Annotated in this window: 13 protein-coding genes; 12 read left to right on the forward strand and 1 reads right to left on the reverse strand. The window is 41.7% G+C overall.

All coding sequences use genetic code 11. From position 1 onward, the window contains the following. Positions 1-121: 121 nt before the first annotated feature. Positions 122-1,153 carry an FUSC family protein gene (locus A5888_RS14165; RefSeq protein ID WP_086348675.1) on the forward strand — a complete coding sequence of 344 codons (1,032 nt, stop codon included), beginning with the start codon at positions 122-124 and terminating at the stop codon, positions 1,151-1,153. A 139-nt stretch (positions 1,154-1,292) separates the two neighbouring features. Here A5888_RS14165 and A5888_RS14170 read toward each other — a convergent pair whose 3' ends face one another. After that, entirely contained in the window at positions 1,293-2,348 is a 1,056-nt protein-coding gene (locus A5888_RS14170) for an ankyrin repeat domain-containing protein (protein ID WP_086348676.1), read from the reverse strand. Between the two features lie 997 nt (positions 2,349-3,345). On the opposite strand from A5888_RS14170, the gene A5888_RS14175 reads away from it, so the two are divergent. The 11 genes from A5888_RS14175 to A5888_RS14225 all read left to right on the forward strand — a co-directional run bounded on the left by A5888_RS14175 (position 3,346) and on the right by A5888_RS14225 (position 17,523). Next, positions 3,346-4,053, forward strand: a complete 708-nt coding sequence (locus tag A5888_RS14175) for a winged helix-turn-helix domain-containing protein (RefSeq protein ID WP_086348677.1) — start codon at positions 3,346-3,348, stop codon at positions 4,051-4,053. A 155-nt stretch (positions 4,054-4,208) separates the two neighbouring features. Then, positions 4,209-8,702, forward strand: coding sequence for a pectate lyase-like adhesive domain-containing protein (locus tag A5888_RS14180; RefSeq protein ID WP_139843837.1), 4,494 nt, complete (start codon positions 4,209-4,211; stop codon positions 8,700-8,702). A 19-nt stretch (positions 8,703-8,721) separates the two neighbouring features. After that, positions 8,722-9,105 carry an LPXTG cell wall anchor domain-containing protein gene (locus A5888_RS14185; RefSeq protein WP_086348679.1) on the forward strand — a complete coding sequence of 128 codons (384 nt, stop codon included), beginning with the start codon at positions 8,722-8,724 and terminating at the stop codon, positions 9,103-9,105. Positions 9,106-9,111: 6 nt separating this feature from the next. Beyond that, positions 9,112-9,915: a WxL domain-containing protein gene (locus A5888_RS14190; protein WP_086348680.1), complete on the forward strand. Its 804-nt coding sequence runs from the start codon at positions 9,112-9,114 to the stop codon at positions 9,913-9,915. Between the two features lie 33 nt (positions 9,916-9,948). Then, entirely contained in the window at positions 9,949-10,707 is a 759-nt protein-coding gene (locus tag A5888_RS14195; protein WP_086348681.1) for a WxL domain-containing protein, read from the forward strand. Between the two features lie 94 nt (positions 10,708-10,801). Continuing rightward, positions 10,802-11,884 carry a DUF916 and DUF3324 domain-containing protein gene (locus A5888_RS14200; RefSeq protein WP_086348682.1) on the forward strand — a complete coding sequence of 361 codons (1,083 nt, stop codon included), beginning with the start codon at positions 10,802-10,804 and terminating at the stop codon, positions 11,882-11,884. 18 nt (positions 11,885-11,902) lie between these two features. Continuing rightward, entirely contained in the window at positions 11,903-12,568 is a 666-nt protein-coding gene (locus A5888_RS14205) for a hypothetical protein (RefSeq protein WP_086348683.1), read from the forward strand. Positions 12,569-12,583: 15 nt separating this feature from the next. After that, positions 12,584-13,342 carry a signal peptidase I gene (gene lepB / locus A5888_RS14210; protein ID WP_086348684.1) on the forward strand — a complete coding sequence of 253 codons (759 nt, stop codon included), beginning with the start codon at positions 12,584-12,586 and terminating at the stop codon, positions 13,340-13,342. Positions 13,343-13,362: 20 nt separating this feature from the next. Then, positions 13,363-13,941, forward strand: a complete 579-nt coding sequence (gene lepB, locus A5888_RS14215; RefSeq protein WP_170924742.1) for a signal peptidase I — start codon at positions 13,363-13,365, stop codon at positions 13,939-13,941. A 22-nt stretch (positions 13,942-13,963) separates the two neighbouring features. After that, entirely contained in the window at positions 13,964-16,585 is a 2,622-nt protein-coding gene (locus A5888_RS14220) for a YfhO family protein (protein ID WP_249274454.1), read from the forward strand. Next, entirely contained in the window at positions 16,582-17,523 is a 942-nt protein-coding gene (locus A5888_RS14225) for a DUF5067 domain-containing protein (protein ID WP_086348686.1), read from the forward strand. Before A5888_RS14220 ends, A5888_RS14225 begins: the two co-directional genes overlap by 4 nt. The last annotated feature ends 5 nt before the right edge of the window (positions 17,524-17,528 follow it).

Here is a 17,528-nt window from a genome sequence, read left to right on the forward strand (position 1 = left end):
ATAATCAGTAGTTGTTCCGAGGCTTGTTCTTACAAATGATAACAGTCGCTATTTATAGAAAGAATAGTGTTTTTTATCAGAACCATACATAATAAAAACTATAGAGAAGAGGAGGGGACATATGAAGGATAAGAATAATATTTTGCGCCCCTTGGGTTCAGGGCTGGCAATGGCAGTGCCTTTATTGATAGGTATTCTGACAAAGGATCTGCAGATAAGCTCAGTCGGGGCGATGGGGGCTTTTTCCTATTTGGCGTTTCAGCATCGTTCGTTAACTTATAATATGAAGGCCATTTCTATTCACGGTCTGGCTTTACTGGTGGCTTTTATGCTGGGTGCCGGTACGGCGATGATTTCTTGGAGTGCGCCATTTATTATCAGTGTATTGTCCTTTGTGGCATTTATCGCTTCAAAGGTTTTCCGCATTCCGAAGCCGGATTATTTTTTTGTGCTCATGCTTTACGCAACAGGCTTCAATTTTCAAGCAGCATCATTTGTTGAAATTTTACATCATAGTACATACCTACTGTACGGGTTAGGTGGTTCGCTGTTGTCGGGTTTCTTGATTTCCCTACTGGAAAAATTACCGTATCGACTACCGAAGGATCGTTATCAACAGCTGTCTGCCAAAGACAAGTATTACCTGACAATTTATGAGCAGCCCAATACGTTGTTGAAAGCATTGCATTTCTCAATGGTGTTGTTCGTTGCAACATATATTGCGTATCTATTGAGAGACAGTAATGGCTACTGGGTGTTGATTTCTGCAGCAGCAGTATTGGCTGGAGAGCATATGGATCGAATCAAGGATCGAACGATTGGTCGGGTAGTAGGCGGTGTGGTCGGGATCATGCTGGGATTCTTCATTGTATCGTTAGGCTTGCCATTGGAGCTGAAGGCTTTGATACTGATTGGACTTAATATTTTGACGGAGTTCTTTATGCCCGTGAATTATATGGTGGCGAATTTCTTTACCAATCCACAGGTTTTGATACTGATGACTATTGGTAGTAATTTTACACCGTTAGGGCTAATTCCGATGCGTTTATCAGGAGCCTTGATTGGCAGTTTACTGGCGCTGGTGTTGATTTATGTGACAGAATATTGCTTACAACAACTACAATTGGATAAAATTTCATCAGGTGAAGGATAAAATGATTTCTTCTACCTCCACGAAGGGCCCTGGCCTTTCTAAAAATAGAAGGATTTTTTTTGAAGATATAGCTGGACAACCAAAGAAGCGTCTGAGTTTCTCCGATAGCAAGGGAGAAGGCTCAGAACGCTTTTTTCATTTACCGTTTATAATTAGGAGTTTCTAATGCTATAGGAGTTGGGTTTAACAGTACCCACTGTACAGCCAGCTCGCTTAATCGGGCTAATCCATCATCGCTATTTCCTTTGGCAATCGCCTTTGTGAGGTGTGTGGTTTCTTGCAATTGTTCCTCAGACAGAGAACTGCCAATTTTAAATGACTCGTTCAATGATCGAACCATCTTCCGATAATCACCGTCCCAATTTCCGCCTCCGTTACGGAAAATCTCATCGGAGACTTTTCCGGTGATGCGGATCACCTCACCTTGCAATGTCTGGCATGGACCGCTACCGGGAACAAGTAGCTCCCAGAGCTCTTGGTGCTGCTTTTGCCAAGTCGTACTGTTCAGTGTGATTGGAGAAATCCCGTCATGAACGTTTCTTTTAGCTATTGGTGTCACAGCAAAGCATTCATATAATTGGTGCAAGGCTTTATCTGTTTCTTCAAGACTCTCCGGATTGAAATCATTACGATAGAATTCGAAGGTTTCACCGATTTTCTTGACATAACCCACCATCTTGTCTGTTTTTTCAGCACCTGCATCTAAGAGTAAATCGACAACTTTTACCGTCTCAGTCAAACTGGCATTTGTGCATTGGGCCAAACATATTTCTAAGGGAGTCAATCCCATGTTGTTTTTTTGATCAACCGGTGCAGAATAGGTGAGTAAGGCTGCCACGGCTGCTACTCTGGAAGCACTAGCTGCTATGTGCAAGGGAGTGTTGCCTTGCGTATCGACCATCAGTACAGAAGCGCCATTGTTCAACAATGCGTCAATACTAGATTTCCAATAGACAGCGTGGTGATGCAGCGCTGTTTTTTTGTAAGTGTCTTGTGCATTGATGTCAGCTCCTTGTTCCTTTAGCCAGATGATGAAGCTTTCTGGAATACCAAAACAGCTGTAAGCAGTAGACTTACTATATCCAGTGTATGCCTCAAGATCACATCGTTGATAGACTGCAATTAGCTCAGTGAGATCCTCTCTTTTGCATATTTCTTCAAAATCTTTAGGCAACGTTTTTCTTTTTTTCCCCAATTGACAACCCCCTTGAATTATTTAAATCCGAATAAGATGTCCGCTAAACATTCGCAGGCTCTAAATTGTGACAATCCCAAGTGAGAACGCAGCAGTGGTAAACTACTGTATTTCAAGACTCTTCGACAATAAGCTTAACACTTGGCTCAATCTCTTATCCTCATCAGTCATTTCTATTCTTAATTATAATATACAGCTAACAGGAAATATAGCTCAGATCGAGCGATAGGCAGTGTGTTACATGAAAAGAACAAAACAAGAGAATAGAGGCAACTATATTAAACCTAAGGTTAGGATTGACTATAGCTAATTTTATAAGAGAGATAAAAAGTATGAATGTGTAATAGAATTTCCATCTTCTGATGAAGTTTTTAGATGTTATTTTATTTTTCGTCTCTTTCTCTTTTTTTCCTCTCTTTTTCTGTTTTTAATTCTAACACGTTCAATTATTTGAAAGTGGAACAAGGGTTTCAGACAAAGGAATAAGCAGTCATTAAGCAATGCGTTTTTTCATATAAATGAATAAATAAAAAAATCTCGAAAGAATATACTTCGAGAAAAGTTTTGTTTTTTATCTAAAATTCATTTTAAATCAATCTATAATGGAAGTCTATAGCTATTTTTATCATTTTTTTATCTAAAAATGGATATTTTTGAGAAAAAACAAAAACAGTTGGCAAGAACACAAGAGGCTATATTATAGGGTTTTGACCAGTCGGAGTGGCATCCGGCGGGGGCACAACCGTCAAATAAACCGTCATTAAAATGATTTATTTCATTTATACATAGTGGAAATAAAAGAGAGAACCATTAGAAACGCTGCTTTTATGAATCGTCAAATAAGCCGTCTTAATTTTAAGATAGCTTGTTTGGCGTGCATAAAAATACCTTTTTCTCGAAGTATATTCATTTGCGAAATGATAATTACAACAATTACAGAACTTTCACATAATAAGAAGGAAAGAAAAAAAGAAAATCAAAGAAGGAGGACCAATTCATGAATTTAGGTGTTATTAATTTATCAGTAGAATTTGGAAAGTCCTATTCAGAAGCATTTCTAAAAAATGGTATCACCCTAACAACGTTGAGTATAGAAGAGTTTGAAGAAAAGATACCAACTCTTGATGGGATGATCATTTGTGAAGATGGAAAACAGGATACAGCTCGTACGTGCAGTATTCTTTTGAACCTCAAGGAAAATGCGAGTACATATGTGTGGGTGTTCTCTTCTAATCTTCAAAAAATCATGCGAACGGTATACCTACAATTAGGTGCTTCTGGGGTCGTTTCTGAAGATTATGAACCAGAGGAGCTTCGTTTGACTATCTCGAATAATCTGACGAAAAGTAAGGTTCGTAACTGTTGCAGCACGGATCAGTCGAAGATGACAGGGCAGGAAAAAGCCGAGGGTGAGGAAATGGAACTGATCCCAAGAAACCATAGTGTGAAAATCAATGGTAGAAAAGAAATCCCTTTGACTCGTTTGGAATATAAAACCATGGAGCTTCTTTATCAGCACAAAAACAAAACGGTGGCCTATAAAGAATTGTTTGAAGCTATCTGGGGAGAGGGATTCAATAATCAGAACTATCGAGTCGCTAATTTGATTTTTCATTTGCGTGAAAAGATTGAAGAGGATTCAATAAGCCCGGTACTTATTCGAACAGTTCGTTCAAAAGGCTATATGTTAAGTCTGGAGACATAGCATGATTGGTCTCCAAATGGACAACTGCTACGTCGTACCTATCACATCAGTTGTAGGGATATTAAGAGACGAGAGAATATGACGATAGCGGCTAGGGAGGGGGGATGGAGAAAAAGGCAATCGATTAATTATAGTAAGGAGGCAAAGTGAATGAAATGAAGAGGACAAAAAAGATAAGACTGTTTTGGGTCAATATACTGATGGTCACTGTTCTCTGTGGGGCTGTGTTTGCACAATTGTATGGTAATGTATCGACATTATTTGCTAAAACACCACTTTCGATCACACGAGTTGATTCAGTTGATGTGTCAGAGAATCAGACATTCGTTGTGGAATTATCTGATACAAGAGATGTCAAGGAGCTTGGAACGACGATCGAAAGCGATCCACGAGAAATCGTGACATTTGATAGTTCTTCCAAGACGGAAGACTTAGAGACTGACACGACAGTTGAAATGAAAAGGGAATGGAAGGTAACCATCCCGGAAGGTTTGAGCTTTGATGAAGAAGCAGAGCGAGCGATGCTTTTAGAAGCGGATAAAGATGCTGAGCTGCCACTTTTTAATTGGAATGAAAAGGCTCGGACATTGAATATTACCGCAATCAGCAGTCAAACAACGTTAGATTTGCTGCTGAAAGCTGAAAAGGCTGGGGATTACAAGCTGAATTATAGCAGCGCGGATGAAGTGGAACGTGCAACAGAACTGGCTATCACTATTGCCAAGGCTGATTCGTCCAGTTCAGAAGTGGAGTCTCCTGCACCGGTTGCTGCACAGACAAGAAGTTTGCGAGCAGCAGGGACGGCAGATGTGACCGATTGGGAGAGTTTTGTACGAGCATTGGCTGATACAAGCATCACAACGATTTCGTTGCAAAATGATATTACATTATCGGGAACACTGCAAAACTATGATGGATTATTCAGTACAGCTTCCGTTGATATGACAAGTGCAGATAATGTTTACCTGTTTATCAACAAAGCAGCAAGTTCACGCAGCATTACCATTGAAGGAAATAGCCATACGTTTGATTTTGGTAATCTTGCAATCGGACTATTGAATGCATCAACTACAGGAAGCACACAAGCGTTTTGGGTATTTGATTTTGTTAATATTGATGTGATTTCCAGAAATTTTTCTGGTCCGATTTACAAGTCATCCCATACCGCAGCAAGTGCTACAACCAATGGGCTGACGGGAACTGCTAGGACCAACACACAGATCAATTTTGGTAACGGTGCGACACATACCCGCCAAGTGACGACAATGCTTGGCTATCTGGTCGCTTTAAATGATTATAACGTTCCGAATATTGAAGTGATGACTGATTTGTGGACGACTTCAGGAACGATGGTTCAAAGCTACTTCTTGTATAGTCCCAATTCAAATGCATCTACTCAAGTGTTTGGTACGACTTCAGCTACAAACAACAGTGGTGGAATGGTCCATATTTACTTTACTGCGATGAATGGAAATGCCAGAGCAGTAAATGTTGAAGGAAATGGGTATACCTTAGACTTCGGGGCACTTGTGTATCATTTCATGTCCAATAATAACAATGGCGGCGTGTCTTGGGATATCTCATTCAACAACATGACCGTCTACCACGGGAACTATTGGGGAGCAATCATCTATAATGCCGGTGGAAAAATGACCATGAACAACTATACAGGATATGGTGCTCAGTTCATGGAGGCAGATACGACGAACTTAGTCCTTGCAGGAAAAACACATCTGGAGCAGGTAGCGAGCTACACGTCCCTTGCAAAAGATGGTTCGACTATTCGGACATGGTCAGTCAATAACGAGCGGCAGTCATCCCTGTCCGTTTCGACAGCTACAGTAGCAGACAATGCGGATCTATATCTCGGTTCTCGAGGTAGTAATGTTTTGGAAGTCAGCGGCGGGATGTTCGATATAGGAGATAACGCTAAGGTAACTTTGGAAAGAGGAGCAGCTGTTCTTACTTCTGAAGGTGGGAATGCCAACCTGACGATCCGGAACTCGGGCGCGTTCAACGTCGGAAAAGGTTCGATAGTGGACATGGTCAACCATCATGCCTCGAATGCGACAGTTGTCAATCTTCAAGGTGCCGGCGCAACCTTCCATATCGAGGAAGAAGCAGTCGTAAATATCAGGACAGATGCCTATGCAGTTACTTCAGCAAACAACTCAAGCCCGGGAACAGGTACGGGAAGCTCCGGTAACGTTGTTTACATCGGTGGAGGTTCCATGACAGTTGCAGGGACATTGAATGTTAAAACTGAAAATATGGCAGCAGCAAGTAGTGCAGTTATTTATGCAGGAGCTGCAGCAGTATTTACAGTCAACGCAAAAGGTAGCATGGATATACAAAGTGATAGTAACAGCTACAACCAAAATCTGATTTATATGGCCGGTGCTGCTGCAAGTACGACTTTCCAATTTAGTGATGCGGAAAGAGTGAATTTACAGCGAACAGTTGCTTTAAGCACGGGAACAAATAACGCAAACAGTGGATTGATTCGATCAGCAGGGAATCTAAATGTTTCTGTCCAAAATGTTTATCAATGGAATCTTGGGAACTACAATGGTGGCGGCGACGGTGACAGCAACTATAACTATGATTATGTGCCAATGAGTAATATGACACTTGCTTATGGTGGGAATGCTCAACCAGCAATCACTACTGCGAATGCGATGACCAGTGCAACATTGGCAAGTTTTAAAGCGAATTTTACAACGCAAACGCAACGTGTGCTGTTTACTCGGATTCCTGATCCGAATGTGGCGATCCACAGTATATCAACGGATAACCATGCGGACAGTAGTTCTACAACAGTCTACGGTTATGCTATTCCAAACACCTATATTCGTATTTGGGATGAAACGTTGAATGCATCAATTGATGCTGCTTTTGATCCTTCCACAGACAGTATTCCTTCACCGGTAGACGATACAACGACGCCGGAAGCGTACCGTAAGAATTTTTCAACACAAGCAGACGCTAATGGTGATTGGTCGATCACTGTGCCAAGTGGGAATTATTTCACTGCGCATAGCACGATTCGAGTCTATGCCTTTGCTAACTTGAAAGCAGAAGAAAGATCGCAAGTTGTCTTGGATAGAACACCGCCAACAGGAGATCCTGTGGAGTATCATTCAGCAGTGGGTGAAACAGCACCGGGACCTGAGAAATTTGTGGTGAATCCGGCAGACACGAATCCAATTACACCGACCTTTGGCTATGAGTTTGCGGAAGAGAATACTGCAGCTCAAGTGGCAGCAATGATGAATACACAGGGAGAATATCCGATTTATGTCTATTTATCTGATAATGCAGTAGATGCTGATGGGAATGCAACACCAAATAAAACGAAAATTCAGGCAAAACTGATCGTCCATGACACCCTTAACTTCATTGAAGCTGAGGATACAACCGGGAAAGCTTCTGATATCAATTCATTGACAGAGGCAGAGCTGAAAGCATGGATCATCAATAAAAGTAATGCCGCGGCAGCTAAAATTGTTGATGGTGCGCAATCCAGTCTGACGGATAAGATTCAGGTAACGAATCTTGGCGGACTGACACCTGCAACGACAGAGGGTGCGTTCAATGTGGTACTTACTGTCAAAGCCTCTGATTCAGGATTATCAGCAGATTTGACTACGACGATCCAAGTCTATATCTATGATGATAATACGGTCATTTCGACAGACGAAGACTATGCGTTGAAAGGAGCAAACTTTACTGTTGCTTCTAAGGATTATCCAACAACAGCAGCTGGCATCGTCGATATGATTCGCTCGGATGGTCAATTGAAGCTGACGCAAATTCAACCGGTTCCGGCAACAGATTTGCCGGTAACGGATATTGTGATCGATACAAGTAATCTTCCGCCAGCCAGAACAACAGGTGTGGTTACGCCGGCAGGCAACTACGATGTACCTATTTCTTACGGCACGGGAGATTCCAGAGTAGAGAAAATAATCGTTGTGACGATCTCTCAGAGTGAAGCGAAGCTGCATGTTCGTTTTGTTGATGAAAACGATCAGGATATCGTCCCTCAATTAGAGATCGATGTCATGTCCGGTGAACTGTATGATCTGACCGGCAATCCGCAGGTTTCGCAAAAAATCGAGGCTGCTAAAGGGGAGTACTATGATCTTGCTACACGCCCTGCCAGTGAGAATGCCTTCTTGATCGATCAAACGATCACAACGGCTGTCTATAAATTTACCGGAAAATTAGTCATTTCTTCTGTTCCGTCTATGCTGGACTTTGGCTTAGAAGAATCTACTTCGAAAAAAATTCGTGTAGAGAATGCTGAGTTGAATGGCGATAAGTTTACGATCACGGATACACGTCCAGTGAGAAAAGAATGGAAGCTGACAGCAAAATTGTTACAGGAGTTCACCTTGTTGAATGATACGAATACCACACTTACAGGTATTCTTCGCTATAACGATGGCGGAACCAATGAAAAAACCTTTGCCTTGAATGCGGCAGAGGATATCGTGCAACACACCAACGCAGATAAAGAGTATGTCCTAAGCGATATTTGGCAGGAAAAAGGTCCTGGATTCAAACTGGAAATCACAAACGGCGCAGTGAAAAAACTGGGTGAATATCAAGCGGTCATTGAATACCAGCTTGCGGATACCCCGTAGTAATGGAGGAGAATAAATAATGAAAAACAAGCACGTGTTTCTTTATATGTTTTCCTCAGTGTTTCTCACCATGCTGATGTTTTTGTCAGCACCTGTCAGCTTTGCACAGGAAGGTGCAGTTCAAACCAAAGGGGAAGTCATACTCTGGGAAGAGAGCAGTGACTCATCAGAACCACCGACGTCTTCCACAGAACCCAGTGAATCTACTGTGCCCAGTGAATCCGTTGTATCTAGCGAATCAAGTCAAGGAGCGACTATCAGCAAGCCTGCCGGGAAATATCCCTCAACAGGTGAGCTGGTCAAATCCAGCTTGACGATCACAGGTATCGCACTGCTTCTTATCATGCTGGTCCTGTTTTTCTTGAAAAAGAAGAAGGAACGAGAAATCGGGGAAGGGAGTTAAAGCAACATGAAACGTAAAATAATCTGTTCCATGGCTTTTGCAGCTTGCCTGACCGGAGGAATGTTCCATACACAGACAGTTTCAGCAGAAAGTGATCAGGTGTCAGGAGATGCAAATGTCACTGTTCAAAAGGACAAAACCGGTGTATCGATGATTCAAGACCCGGAAAACCCGGAGTCGGAAGTCGATCCGGGAGATAGTCCACGAACAGACGGTGATTTGAGGATCGACTTTGTTCCTCAATTGAACTTTAGTACAGCCAAATTGAGCGACAATGGATTGGTATTACCGGCAAATGCTCAGTTGTTTCATAGCGATACGACCCCCAGAGGGAACTTTATCCAAGTAACAGATGAGCGCGATGAGCCGACTGGCTGGACCTTACAGGTCCGGCAAGAGAAGCAGTTTACGCATAATGAAAAAGAAGGCGTTCAGTTAAAAGGCGCAGTTATTTCTTTGGATAAAGCGTGGACGAACTCTGTAGTAGCCAATAAGTTTTCGCCAACCGTACAAAAAGAAGTGATTCAGATGTTGGCAGTAGGAGAAACCTACAACCTTGCGAAGGCAGAGTACGAAAAAGGGATGGGTACTTGGAGTATCGCCTTTGGGGCCTCAGCTGAGAATCAAAACGGGCAAGCTGCAACAGTGGAAGCCAGAAAAGATGAGCAGGGGAATGCCGTAATGGACACGCTATTCAACAAGCCAAGCTATTTAAATAGTGCGGTGACCTTAACGATCCCGGGAGATAGTAATAATCAAGCGGGAGCCTATTCAACGGTGCTAACTTGGACTTTAGCCGAGTTACCATAAATAAAACACACACAATACTAGGAGGAAACACAAATGAAATTAACACACAAATTATGTGGCGCTGCATTAGTAGCAGTAGTCGGAATTGCAGTAGCAGGACCAGGAGTAAGTATCACAAAAGCAGCAGAAGATACAACCGATGGACCAGGTAAAATCGTCTTCACGGATGAAGATTACACAACAAACACTGATGGTGGGAAAATTCCTGATACAACAGAAACTGACCCAACATTACCATCTAAAAATGGAGAATTTGTTATCCGTAGTGTTTCTCCATTAGACTTCGGTACAGCAGAAGCAACTGTTGGTAAAACTGTTGTAGCTTTCGCGGCACCTCACCAATCTACTGGTAATGCAGCAGCGGCATCAGCAAACTTCGTTCGTTTCAAAGATAACCGTAAAAACGACGACAACCGTTACCAAGTAACAGCAAATCTTACAACTCAATTTACAAGCACTGCTGGTAAAGAGTTGACTGGTGCAACAATTGAGTACACAAATCTTCGCTTGTTGGATGCTGCTGAAAACGGCGCATTGAAACCAGCTGAATCAGGATTAGCTGCAAGTGTTGCATTGGCTTACAATACAGAAGCTCCTGTTTACACAAATGCTGACGCAACTAAAGGACGTGGAGACTACTTCGTAGCATTCGGTCAATTAGGTGATGCTGTAGCACCTGCTGACGAGTCTGTTAAACTTACTATCCCTTCAGATACTGCATTATACAATGGTGAATACAATGCAGCGATCACTTGGACAATCTCTGATGTTCCAATGACAGGTTCTTGGTAAAAAAACGCACTAAAAATTGTATAAATAAATGAGGGGTTCACCGGTTTCGTTTGGAGCCGGTGAGCTCTTTCATAAAAGAAAGGTATTATCCGAAATGAAACTAAGAAAGTTATTTTATGTTTTACCTATACTTTACATAGCTTCCTTCTTCTTAGGAACGACTCCTGTTTTCGCGACAGAAGAAATGAACCCATATACCTACGAAGTTGTTAAACCTGAGAATCAAGTCGATGATGTTGGTTACTTCAATCTGCGTATGCAGCCAGATCAAGAACAAACGGTTCAAATCAAGCTGAAAAACCAGACAGATCAAGAAGTAACAGTAGCGATTGGATTGAATGGTGCCAAAACAAATTCTAACGGGGTAATTGAATTTGGCCCAAGTGTGCTAGAAAATGATGCATCACTAAAATATGACTTCAAAGAGATCGTCACAGGTCCGGAAACAACGGTCATTCCGGCAAATGGAGAGACGACAGTTGATATCACAATCAAGATGCCGTCTGCTACGATCGATGGCTTGATCGTTGGTGGTATCCATATGAAAAAAGTTCCGACAGCGGAAGAGGAAGAAGAACGAAAAAAGCAGACGGGTGTTCTCAATGAATATGCCTATTTAGTTGGAATGGTATTGAGCGAAGCAGACATGATTCCTCAAGCCGATTTGGCGCTGAATAAAGTCTATGCAGGGTTGGCTAATTACAGAAATGCTGTATTTATCAACTTTTCAAACGTGCAGCCTAATTTCCTGGATGATATGGGTGTTGAAGCGCAAATCATGCAAGCCGGTGCATCTGAAGTACTTTATGATACGAAGAAGCTGAATATGCGGATGGCGCCCAATTCCATGATTGATTTTCCTGTGCTGATGGATGGGGACCGAATGGAGGCTGGCGACTATACTGCACACATTCTGGTAACTAGCGGCGACCGTAAGTGGGAATGGGACCATGACTTTACGATCACCGAAGAAGAAGCTGATAAATATAATGCCCAGGATGTCAGTCTTGTGCAGGAGCGTGGGATTGATTGGACCTTGATCGCGATGATCGTTGGCGGAGTATTCGCAGCGTTCTTAGTAATATTCTTTATTGTTCGTGCCATTCGAAAAAAAGGGAATAAAGGAAAGAACAAGAAGAAAAATAAAGCGAAAAAAGGAAAGAAAAGCAAAGGATAGTAGAGGAGGCAGAAACACATGACAATATTGGATCGCCTGTTCATTGGGTTATTATCCTTTGGCTTTTTATGCCTGCTTTTTACAGTATTTTTCATTTTCTCGTTTTTTTCAAATAAGCGGAAAACAAAACAGCTGGAGAAAAGACGTCGTCCGAAAAATAAAAAGAAACGTATTCGGCTGAAAAAAGAGCTTCGTTTACTGAAAAAAACGCAGAAAAAGTTATTAGTTTGGAGTGTTTTAGTGTTTCTTTTATCAGCTGGTGCAATTGGTGGTGGAGTCTATGCACGTTATTATCAACTGACGAATTTGACAAAAGAAGATTCAAACACGATTGTTCAAAGCTATTTTCTGACAGAAGAAATACAAGAAAACTTCAACCAATTGGAAAATGGCGGCAATACAGAAAAAATTCAATCCGTACTGCGGGATAGAAGTGCATTGCTTGTAAGCTACGGGAATAGAAATATCTCTATTGGAATGTCTGAGGAAGGGACAAAGCTTTTAGTGAAGTACACGAGTATGATGCGAGAATCTGGAACAAATCTGTATTCAGCATCGGTTGCCCAATTGGATAATCCAGAGCTGCGTGAGGGTTATAAGAGTGATATGGAAAAGCTTGTAAAGCAGCAACAGAAAGTATTTGATTATTTTAAAATCAGCGAGTCATCGATAAAAAAGAAATAAGCTGAGGTGTTTCTAATGGGAAAGACAAATCGTTCTAAAACCGCCCGACGGAAAACGAACACCGAAAAAACAGTTGAATCGACAACTCCTAAAACACGTCAGAAAAAACGAACGGATACGGCGGTCGAAAAGAAATCGGCGAAAGTCAAAAGAACACAGAGCAAAAGAGGAAGCCAGAACATCAAACATAGAACAGCGCGAAAGAAAATGACGAAGCGAAAGCAAAAAAGGAAGCGTCGCATGGATTTCCTGAGAGAAATAGGGGTAACCTTTTTGATTGTTGGTCTGTTGTTTTTTCTTGCAAGAACCTTTGTTTTTGCACTTCCGCGTATGGAGGGTTATGCAATGTCGATGACTCTTGGAGATAGTGACCGTCTCTTTGTAAATCGTCTATCGGAGGCTAAGAGGTTTGATCTTATCTATTTTCGCCATCCTACTACGGGAGAACTTCTGATTCGACGAGTCATTGGATTATCCGGAGAAGAAATTCGCTATAAAGAAGATACCTTGTATGTGAATGGCGAAATCAAAGTGGAACGTTTTCTGGGAACGATGATTGCGCAGGCGGAACAAGAAAATCATCTTTATACAGAGGACTTTACGCTGAAAGAGGTGACGGGTGCGGCGCTAGTTCCAAAGGACGGTTATTTTGTCCTGGGAGATAATCGAATGTACTCTGTGGATAGCCGTACATTTGGTTTTATCAACAAAAGTGACATAGTTGGTGTAGTAAAAATGAAATTTCTACCCCTTCATGAAATGGAAAGATTTTGATAAGAAAGATGGCGAGAAGAGTGAAGAAGCAGTTGCCTGAGAAAAAGAAGCGGAAGGGATTACGTCTTGACCGAGAGACGATTTTGATAGTTGTTCTTTTCTTTGCGGTTCTGCTTTTCTTTGTATTTATACAGACACATCGTGTAGATGGCGAATCAATGGAACCAACACTTTCACAAAATGATCGATACATTATTTTAAAAACAAAAACGATTTCCAGATATGATATCGTGACGTTTTCAGAGAAAAAGGCAGAAAATCCAGAGGAATATGTGAAGCGTGTACTGGGGATTCCAGGAGACAGACTATGGACGACGGAAACCAATCTATTTATTCGCCCGAAGGAAGCAGGCGAAATCGATCTCAGTAAAGAAGCCGTAGGAACTTGGGATAGCACCCTTTCAGTAAAGGTTTCATCAGAGGTCATTCAGAAATTAGAAGGAATGACAGAGATTCCTGAAGGGTACTTTTTTGTTTTAGGAGATAACCGACAGGTATCAAGAGATAGTCGTGCCATGGGATTGATCAGCATGAAAGAAATAGAGGGAAAGGCAATATACCGCTATTTTCCATTTAATCGACTGGGGTTTTTAAATTAGAAGACGGAGGAACATAGTACATATGATGAAGAAAAAACGATGGAGTTGGCTGAAAGAAAACAGGCTGTTTTTCTTTCTAAGCATAGTCATTCCACTCATTATCATGGCGATTGCCTATTATTCGATAGGCGTGTATTGGGGCAGTGATAAGACGATTCTAGCCAGTGATTCCTATTCGCAAATCGCCAATTTTTATGCAGGCTTCAATGATATGCTTCATGGCAAGCAAAGTATTTTTTATTCTTGGTATGGGTCGTTAGGGCTTAATTATTGGGCGTTGATGGCCTACTACTTAAATGGAATTTTTACATTTATTGTCTATTTTTTTGACAACAGTATGATACCAGATGCCGTCTATTTGATTATTTTGCTGAAATTTGGCGCGATGGGCGGCTCTTTTGGGGTTATGAGTCAGCAGCTGTTTCGTATTCCAAAATGGGCAATGCTAGGTTTCAGTACATTTTATGCGATATCAGGTTTTGCGTTGATTGCAACGCCGATGGTTATGTGGTTGGATGCGCTGATTTACTTGCCATTGGTTATACTGGGCATTCATCGACTGCTAGAGCAGGGAAAAGCTAAACTATTGTTTTTCAGTTATCTGCTCTTGTTTATTTCAAATTTCTATATGGCTTTTATGGTAGGGGTCTTTTCTTTTCTATATGCAGTAGGATTGGTGATTTTAAAGCCCGAATATCTTAAGAAGGGCTTTCCTTTATATCTATTCACATCTTTGTGTGCCGGCGGGGCCTCGATGGTTACGATTCTACCGACGATTCTCGATTTGATCAATAATGGGGAAGGCTTAACGGGCGTTACTTCATTTTTTACACCAGATACAGGTGCTTGGGATCTGATCGTAAAGAGCATGGTAGGTGTTTATGATACAACGGGATATGAAAGCGCACCGTTTATCTATTTCGGTCTGTTTGCTTTGCCTTTTCTCTTCTTTTACTTTCGAACAGCGGAAATTGCGCTGAAAAGAAAGCTGGTTTCAGGAGGGATGTTCCTTTTACTGATTGCCAGTGTTTATATTTATCCGCTTAATCTTTTCTGGCATGGCTTCCATGCACCAAACATGTTTTTGTTTCGTTTTTCGTTTTTGATTACCTTTTTTGCCCTGTTTGTTTCTGCGAGAGCGATGGAACATTTAACGGTTCAAACGATGGAACAGGTGATAAATGGTGGGATCTTATGGGTGGCTCTTTTTTCAGCAGCCGTCTTTTTTTCCAATAAAAAGCGATATGATTTTGTTTCAAGGACATCCTTGATTTTGACGATCATTTTTATAGGAATGTATCTGGGGCTGCTTTTTTTCTACACACGAGAAAATAGAAAGCCAAGAAAAAAGCTATTTGTGTTCTTGTTTCTCGCACTGTTCTCAGTTGAGGGAGTGGTGCAGGCGAATAGTCTTTTACAAGGGATCGTCAAGGATTGGGGCTATGCTTCACGGAGTTTGTATGAAGAGGGGTTTAGCGACATAAGAACATTGGTGACGGCTGCCGAGGAGGATAATACCGAGTTTCAACGGATGGAATTATTTGATTTTTCTTCCAGAAATCAAAGTTTTAAATACGGCTATAGTGGAATACAAATGTTTTCATCTATTAGAAACAGACGATCCTCTCAATATCTGAATCAGCTGGGCTTTAGATCCAGAGGTTCGAATTTGACGATCTCTTATAAGCACAACACAGTAGTAATGGATGCTTTATTTGGGGTGGCGCACAATATTACCAAACATGAGCCGCTGAAATATGGTTTTTCTCTGAAACAGACAGAGAATGCGTATCAACTTTATGAAAATGAGTACAGCTTGCCATTAGGGATACTGACAGACGATAACATTTTCAGTGATGAGGTATCCCAATCTCAGGAAGCGCTCCTGCAGCAACTTTCGGGAGAAGATGAGACATTGTTTTATCTCACGGAGCCAAAAATTGTGGACGCGGATCAAATCACGATCATTGAAGAGGATCAGAATGTGATTTACAGTGAAAAAGCAGTTGGAGAAACGCGGAGAATCACTTATTCAGTGGATGTGCCGGCCAATTCCCAGGCTTATTTGATGCTATATGGCGATAGTCAATACTTAATGAAGGGCGCAAAAGTAAGGTTTACGATCGATGGTGTCCAACGTAGCGGAGATCTGATCAAGGATGGTCAGTATTACAACTTGGGTTACTATTCAGAAGCTAAGACAGTAGAAGTAGAGCTGGAATTCTTTGGCAACTCCCAAACGACCTTGCGTAAGCCGATGGCGCTTATTCTCGATACAGAGGCATTCAGTTATGCTGTTGAAAAAGCGAAAGAGAACGGGGCAGATCTTACAGTGGACGGCCGCGTTGTTGAAGGAACCGTTTTAGCAGAGAAGGATCAGGTGTTGTTTACATCCATCCCCTATGATAATGGTTGGGAAGTCTATGTCGATGGTGAAAAACAGAAGATCAACGCGTTACAAGACTCCTTTCTGACTGTTGCTATTCCCGAAGGAGAGCATAAAGTGAAATTTGTGTACCTCCCCCAAGGAATCAAGGCTGGGTTTTCCTTATTTGTTGGTTGTACGGTCCTTTTCCTTGGTTATGAAGGACTTAGAAAGCGCAAAGCGCGACAGGAAGAAAAAAGAAAGCAGGAACAGCAATGAAGAAAAAAATAGTATGGCTAAGCACCATTCTACTCATGTTTTTATTAGTAGGCTGTACAGGAAAGCTGGCGAATGAGGCGGATGAGTTTTCTGACGGTTCGATAGAGTACTCTGTTCAGCTGCCTCAGACATGGACGGTGAGCAAACAGCCTAAGGAACAGTTCAATGCAGAAGCTGTTTTTGGTGCAGAAGACAGCAAAACAAATTCTTATTTATTTGTTTTGACAAAGGATAAAGCGGAGATAGAGCTGGCTGGACTTGGCGAACGGACTAGAGAAGAATTGAAGGATCGTTACAGCTTGAATTCAGCAGAAGATGTGCCTATGGAGGAATTCAAAGTAGCAGACCGTCCGGCGTATAAATATACGCTGGAAACTATTTATGAAGAAAAACAGGTCTGGCTGTATTTCTATTATGTAGAGACAGAGCATTGCTTGGTTCAATTTGTAGTATATTCTGCTGTCGATAATCAGACGGAGTCCAGAAGTGAACTGATCGATCAATCTGTGAAAACACTGAAGGAAACTGGAAGAGAAGAATCAACGGAGCGCGCGGATGAACAGATCGTCATTAAAAATGAGGAGCTGGAATTTGATATCAATGGCATTTTAGCTTTGGAAGAAGACGGGAAATCGTTTGTTGCTGTTCGATATAAGCTAACGAATAAGGCCGATTCAGAGACGATCACGCCTGCGAAATGGGATGAGTTGATCAAGGTAAGTCAAGGAGAGCAGCAACTAACCTTAGCTGAGAACCCGGCAGATGCGAAACGACTGGATTTTACGGAACTAGTAGCTAATCGAGAACGTGTAGTGAAAACGGGTGAAGCGCTAGAGAGTGTTGTCTTCTACGAATTGAAGGACGAAAGTGATCTTTTGATTCAACCGGATGCAACTGTCTTTCCTGATAGCGGAGACCTTTCTCTGGTATTGCCGTAAAAACG

The sequence above is a fragment of the Enterococcus sp. 9E7_DIV0242 genome, assembly GCF_002140975.2.
Classification (GTDB): domain Bacteria; phylum Bacillota; class Bacilli; order Lactobacillales; family Enterococcaceae; genus Enterococcus_L; species Enterococcus_L clewellii.

Coding starts and splice junctions, on each gene's coding strand:
- A5888_RS14165 (WP_086348675.1), top strand. CDS start 122: ATGAAGGATAAGAATAATATTTTGCGCCCCTTGGGTTCAGGGCTGGCA.
- A5888_RS14175 (WP_086348677.1), top strand. CDS start 3,346: ATGAATTTAGGTGTTATTAATTTATCAGTAGAATTTGGAAAGTCCTAT.
- A5888_RS14180 (WP_139843837.1), top strand. CDS start 4,209: ATGAAGAGGACAAAAAAGATAAGACTGTTTTGGGTCAATATACTGATG.
- A5888_RS14185 (WP_086348679.1), top strand. CDS start 8,722: ATGAAAAACAAGCACGTGTTTCTTTATATGTTTTCCTCAGTGTTTCTC.
- A5888_RS14190 (WP_086348680.1), top strand. CDS start 9,112: ATGAAACGTAAAATAATCTGTTCCATGGCTTTTGCAGCTTGCCTGACC.
- A5888_RS14195 (WP_086348681.1), top strand. CDS start 9,949: ATGAAATTAACACACAAATTATGTGGCGCTGCATTAGTAGCAGTAGTC.
- A5888_RS14200 (WP_086348682.1), top strand. CDS start 10,802: ATGAAACTAAGAAAGTTATTTTATGTTTTACCTATACTTTACATAGCT.
- A5888_RS14205 (WP_086348683.1), top strand. CDS start 11,903: ATGACAATATTGGATCGCCTGTTCATTGGGTTATTATCCTTTGGCTTT.
- lepB (WP_086348684.1), top strand. CDS start 12,584: ATGGGAAAGACAAATCGTTCTAAAACCGCCCGACGGAAAACGAACACC.
- A5888_RS14220 (WP_249274454.1), top strand. CDS start 13,964: ATGATGAAGAAAAAACGATGGAGTTGGCTGAAAGAAAACAGGCTGTTT.
- A5888_RS14225 (WP_086348686.1), top strand. CDS start 16,582: ATGAAGAAAAAAATAGTATGGCTAAGCACCATTCTACTCATGTTTTTA.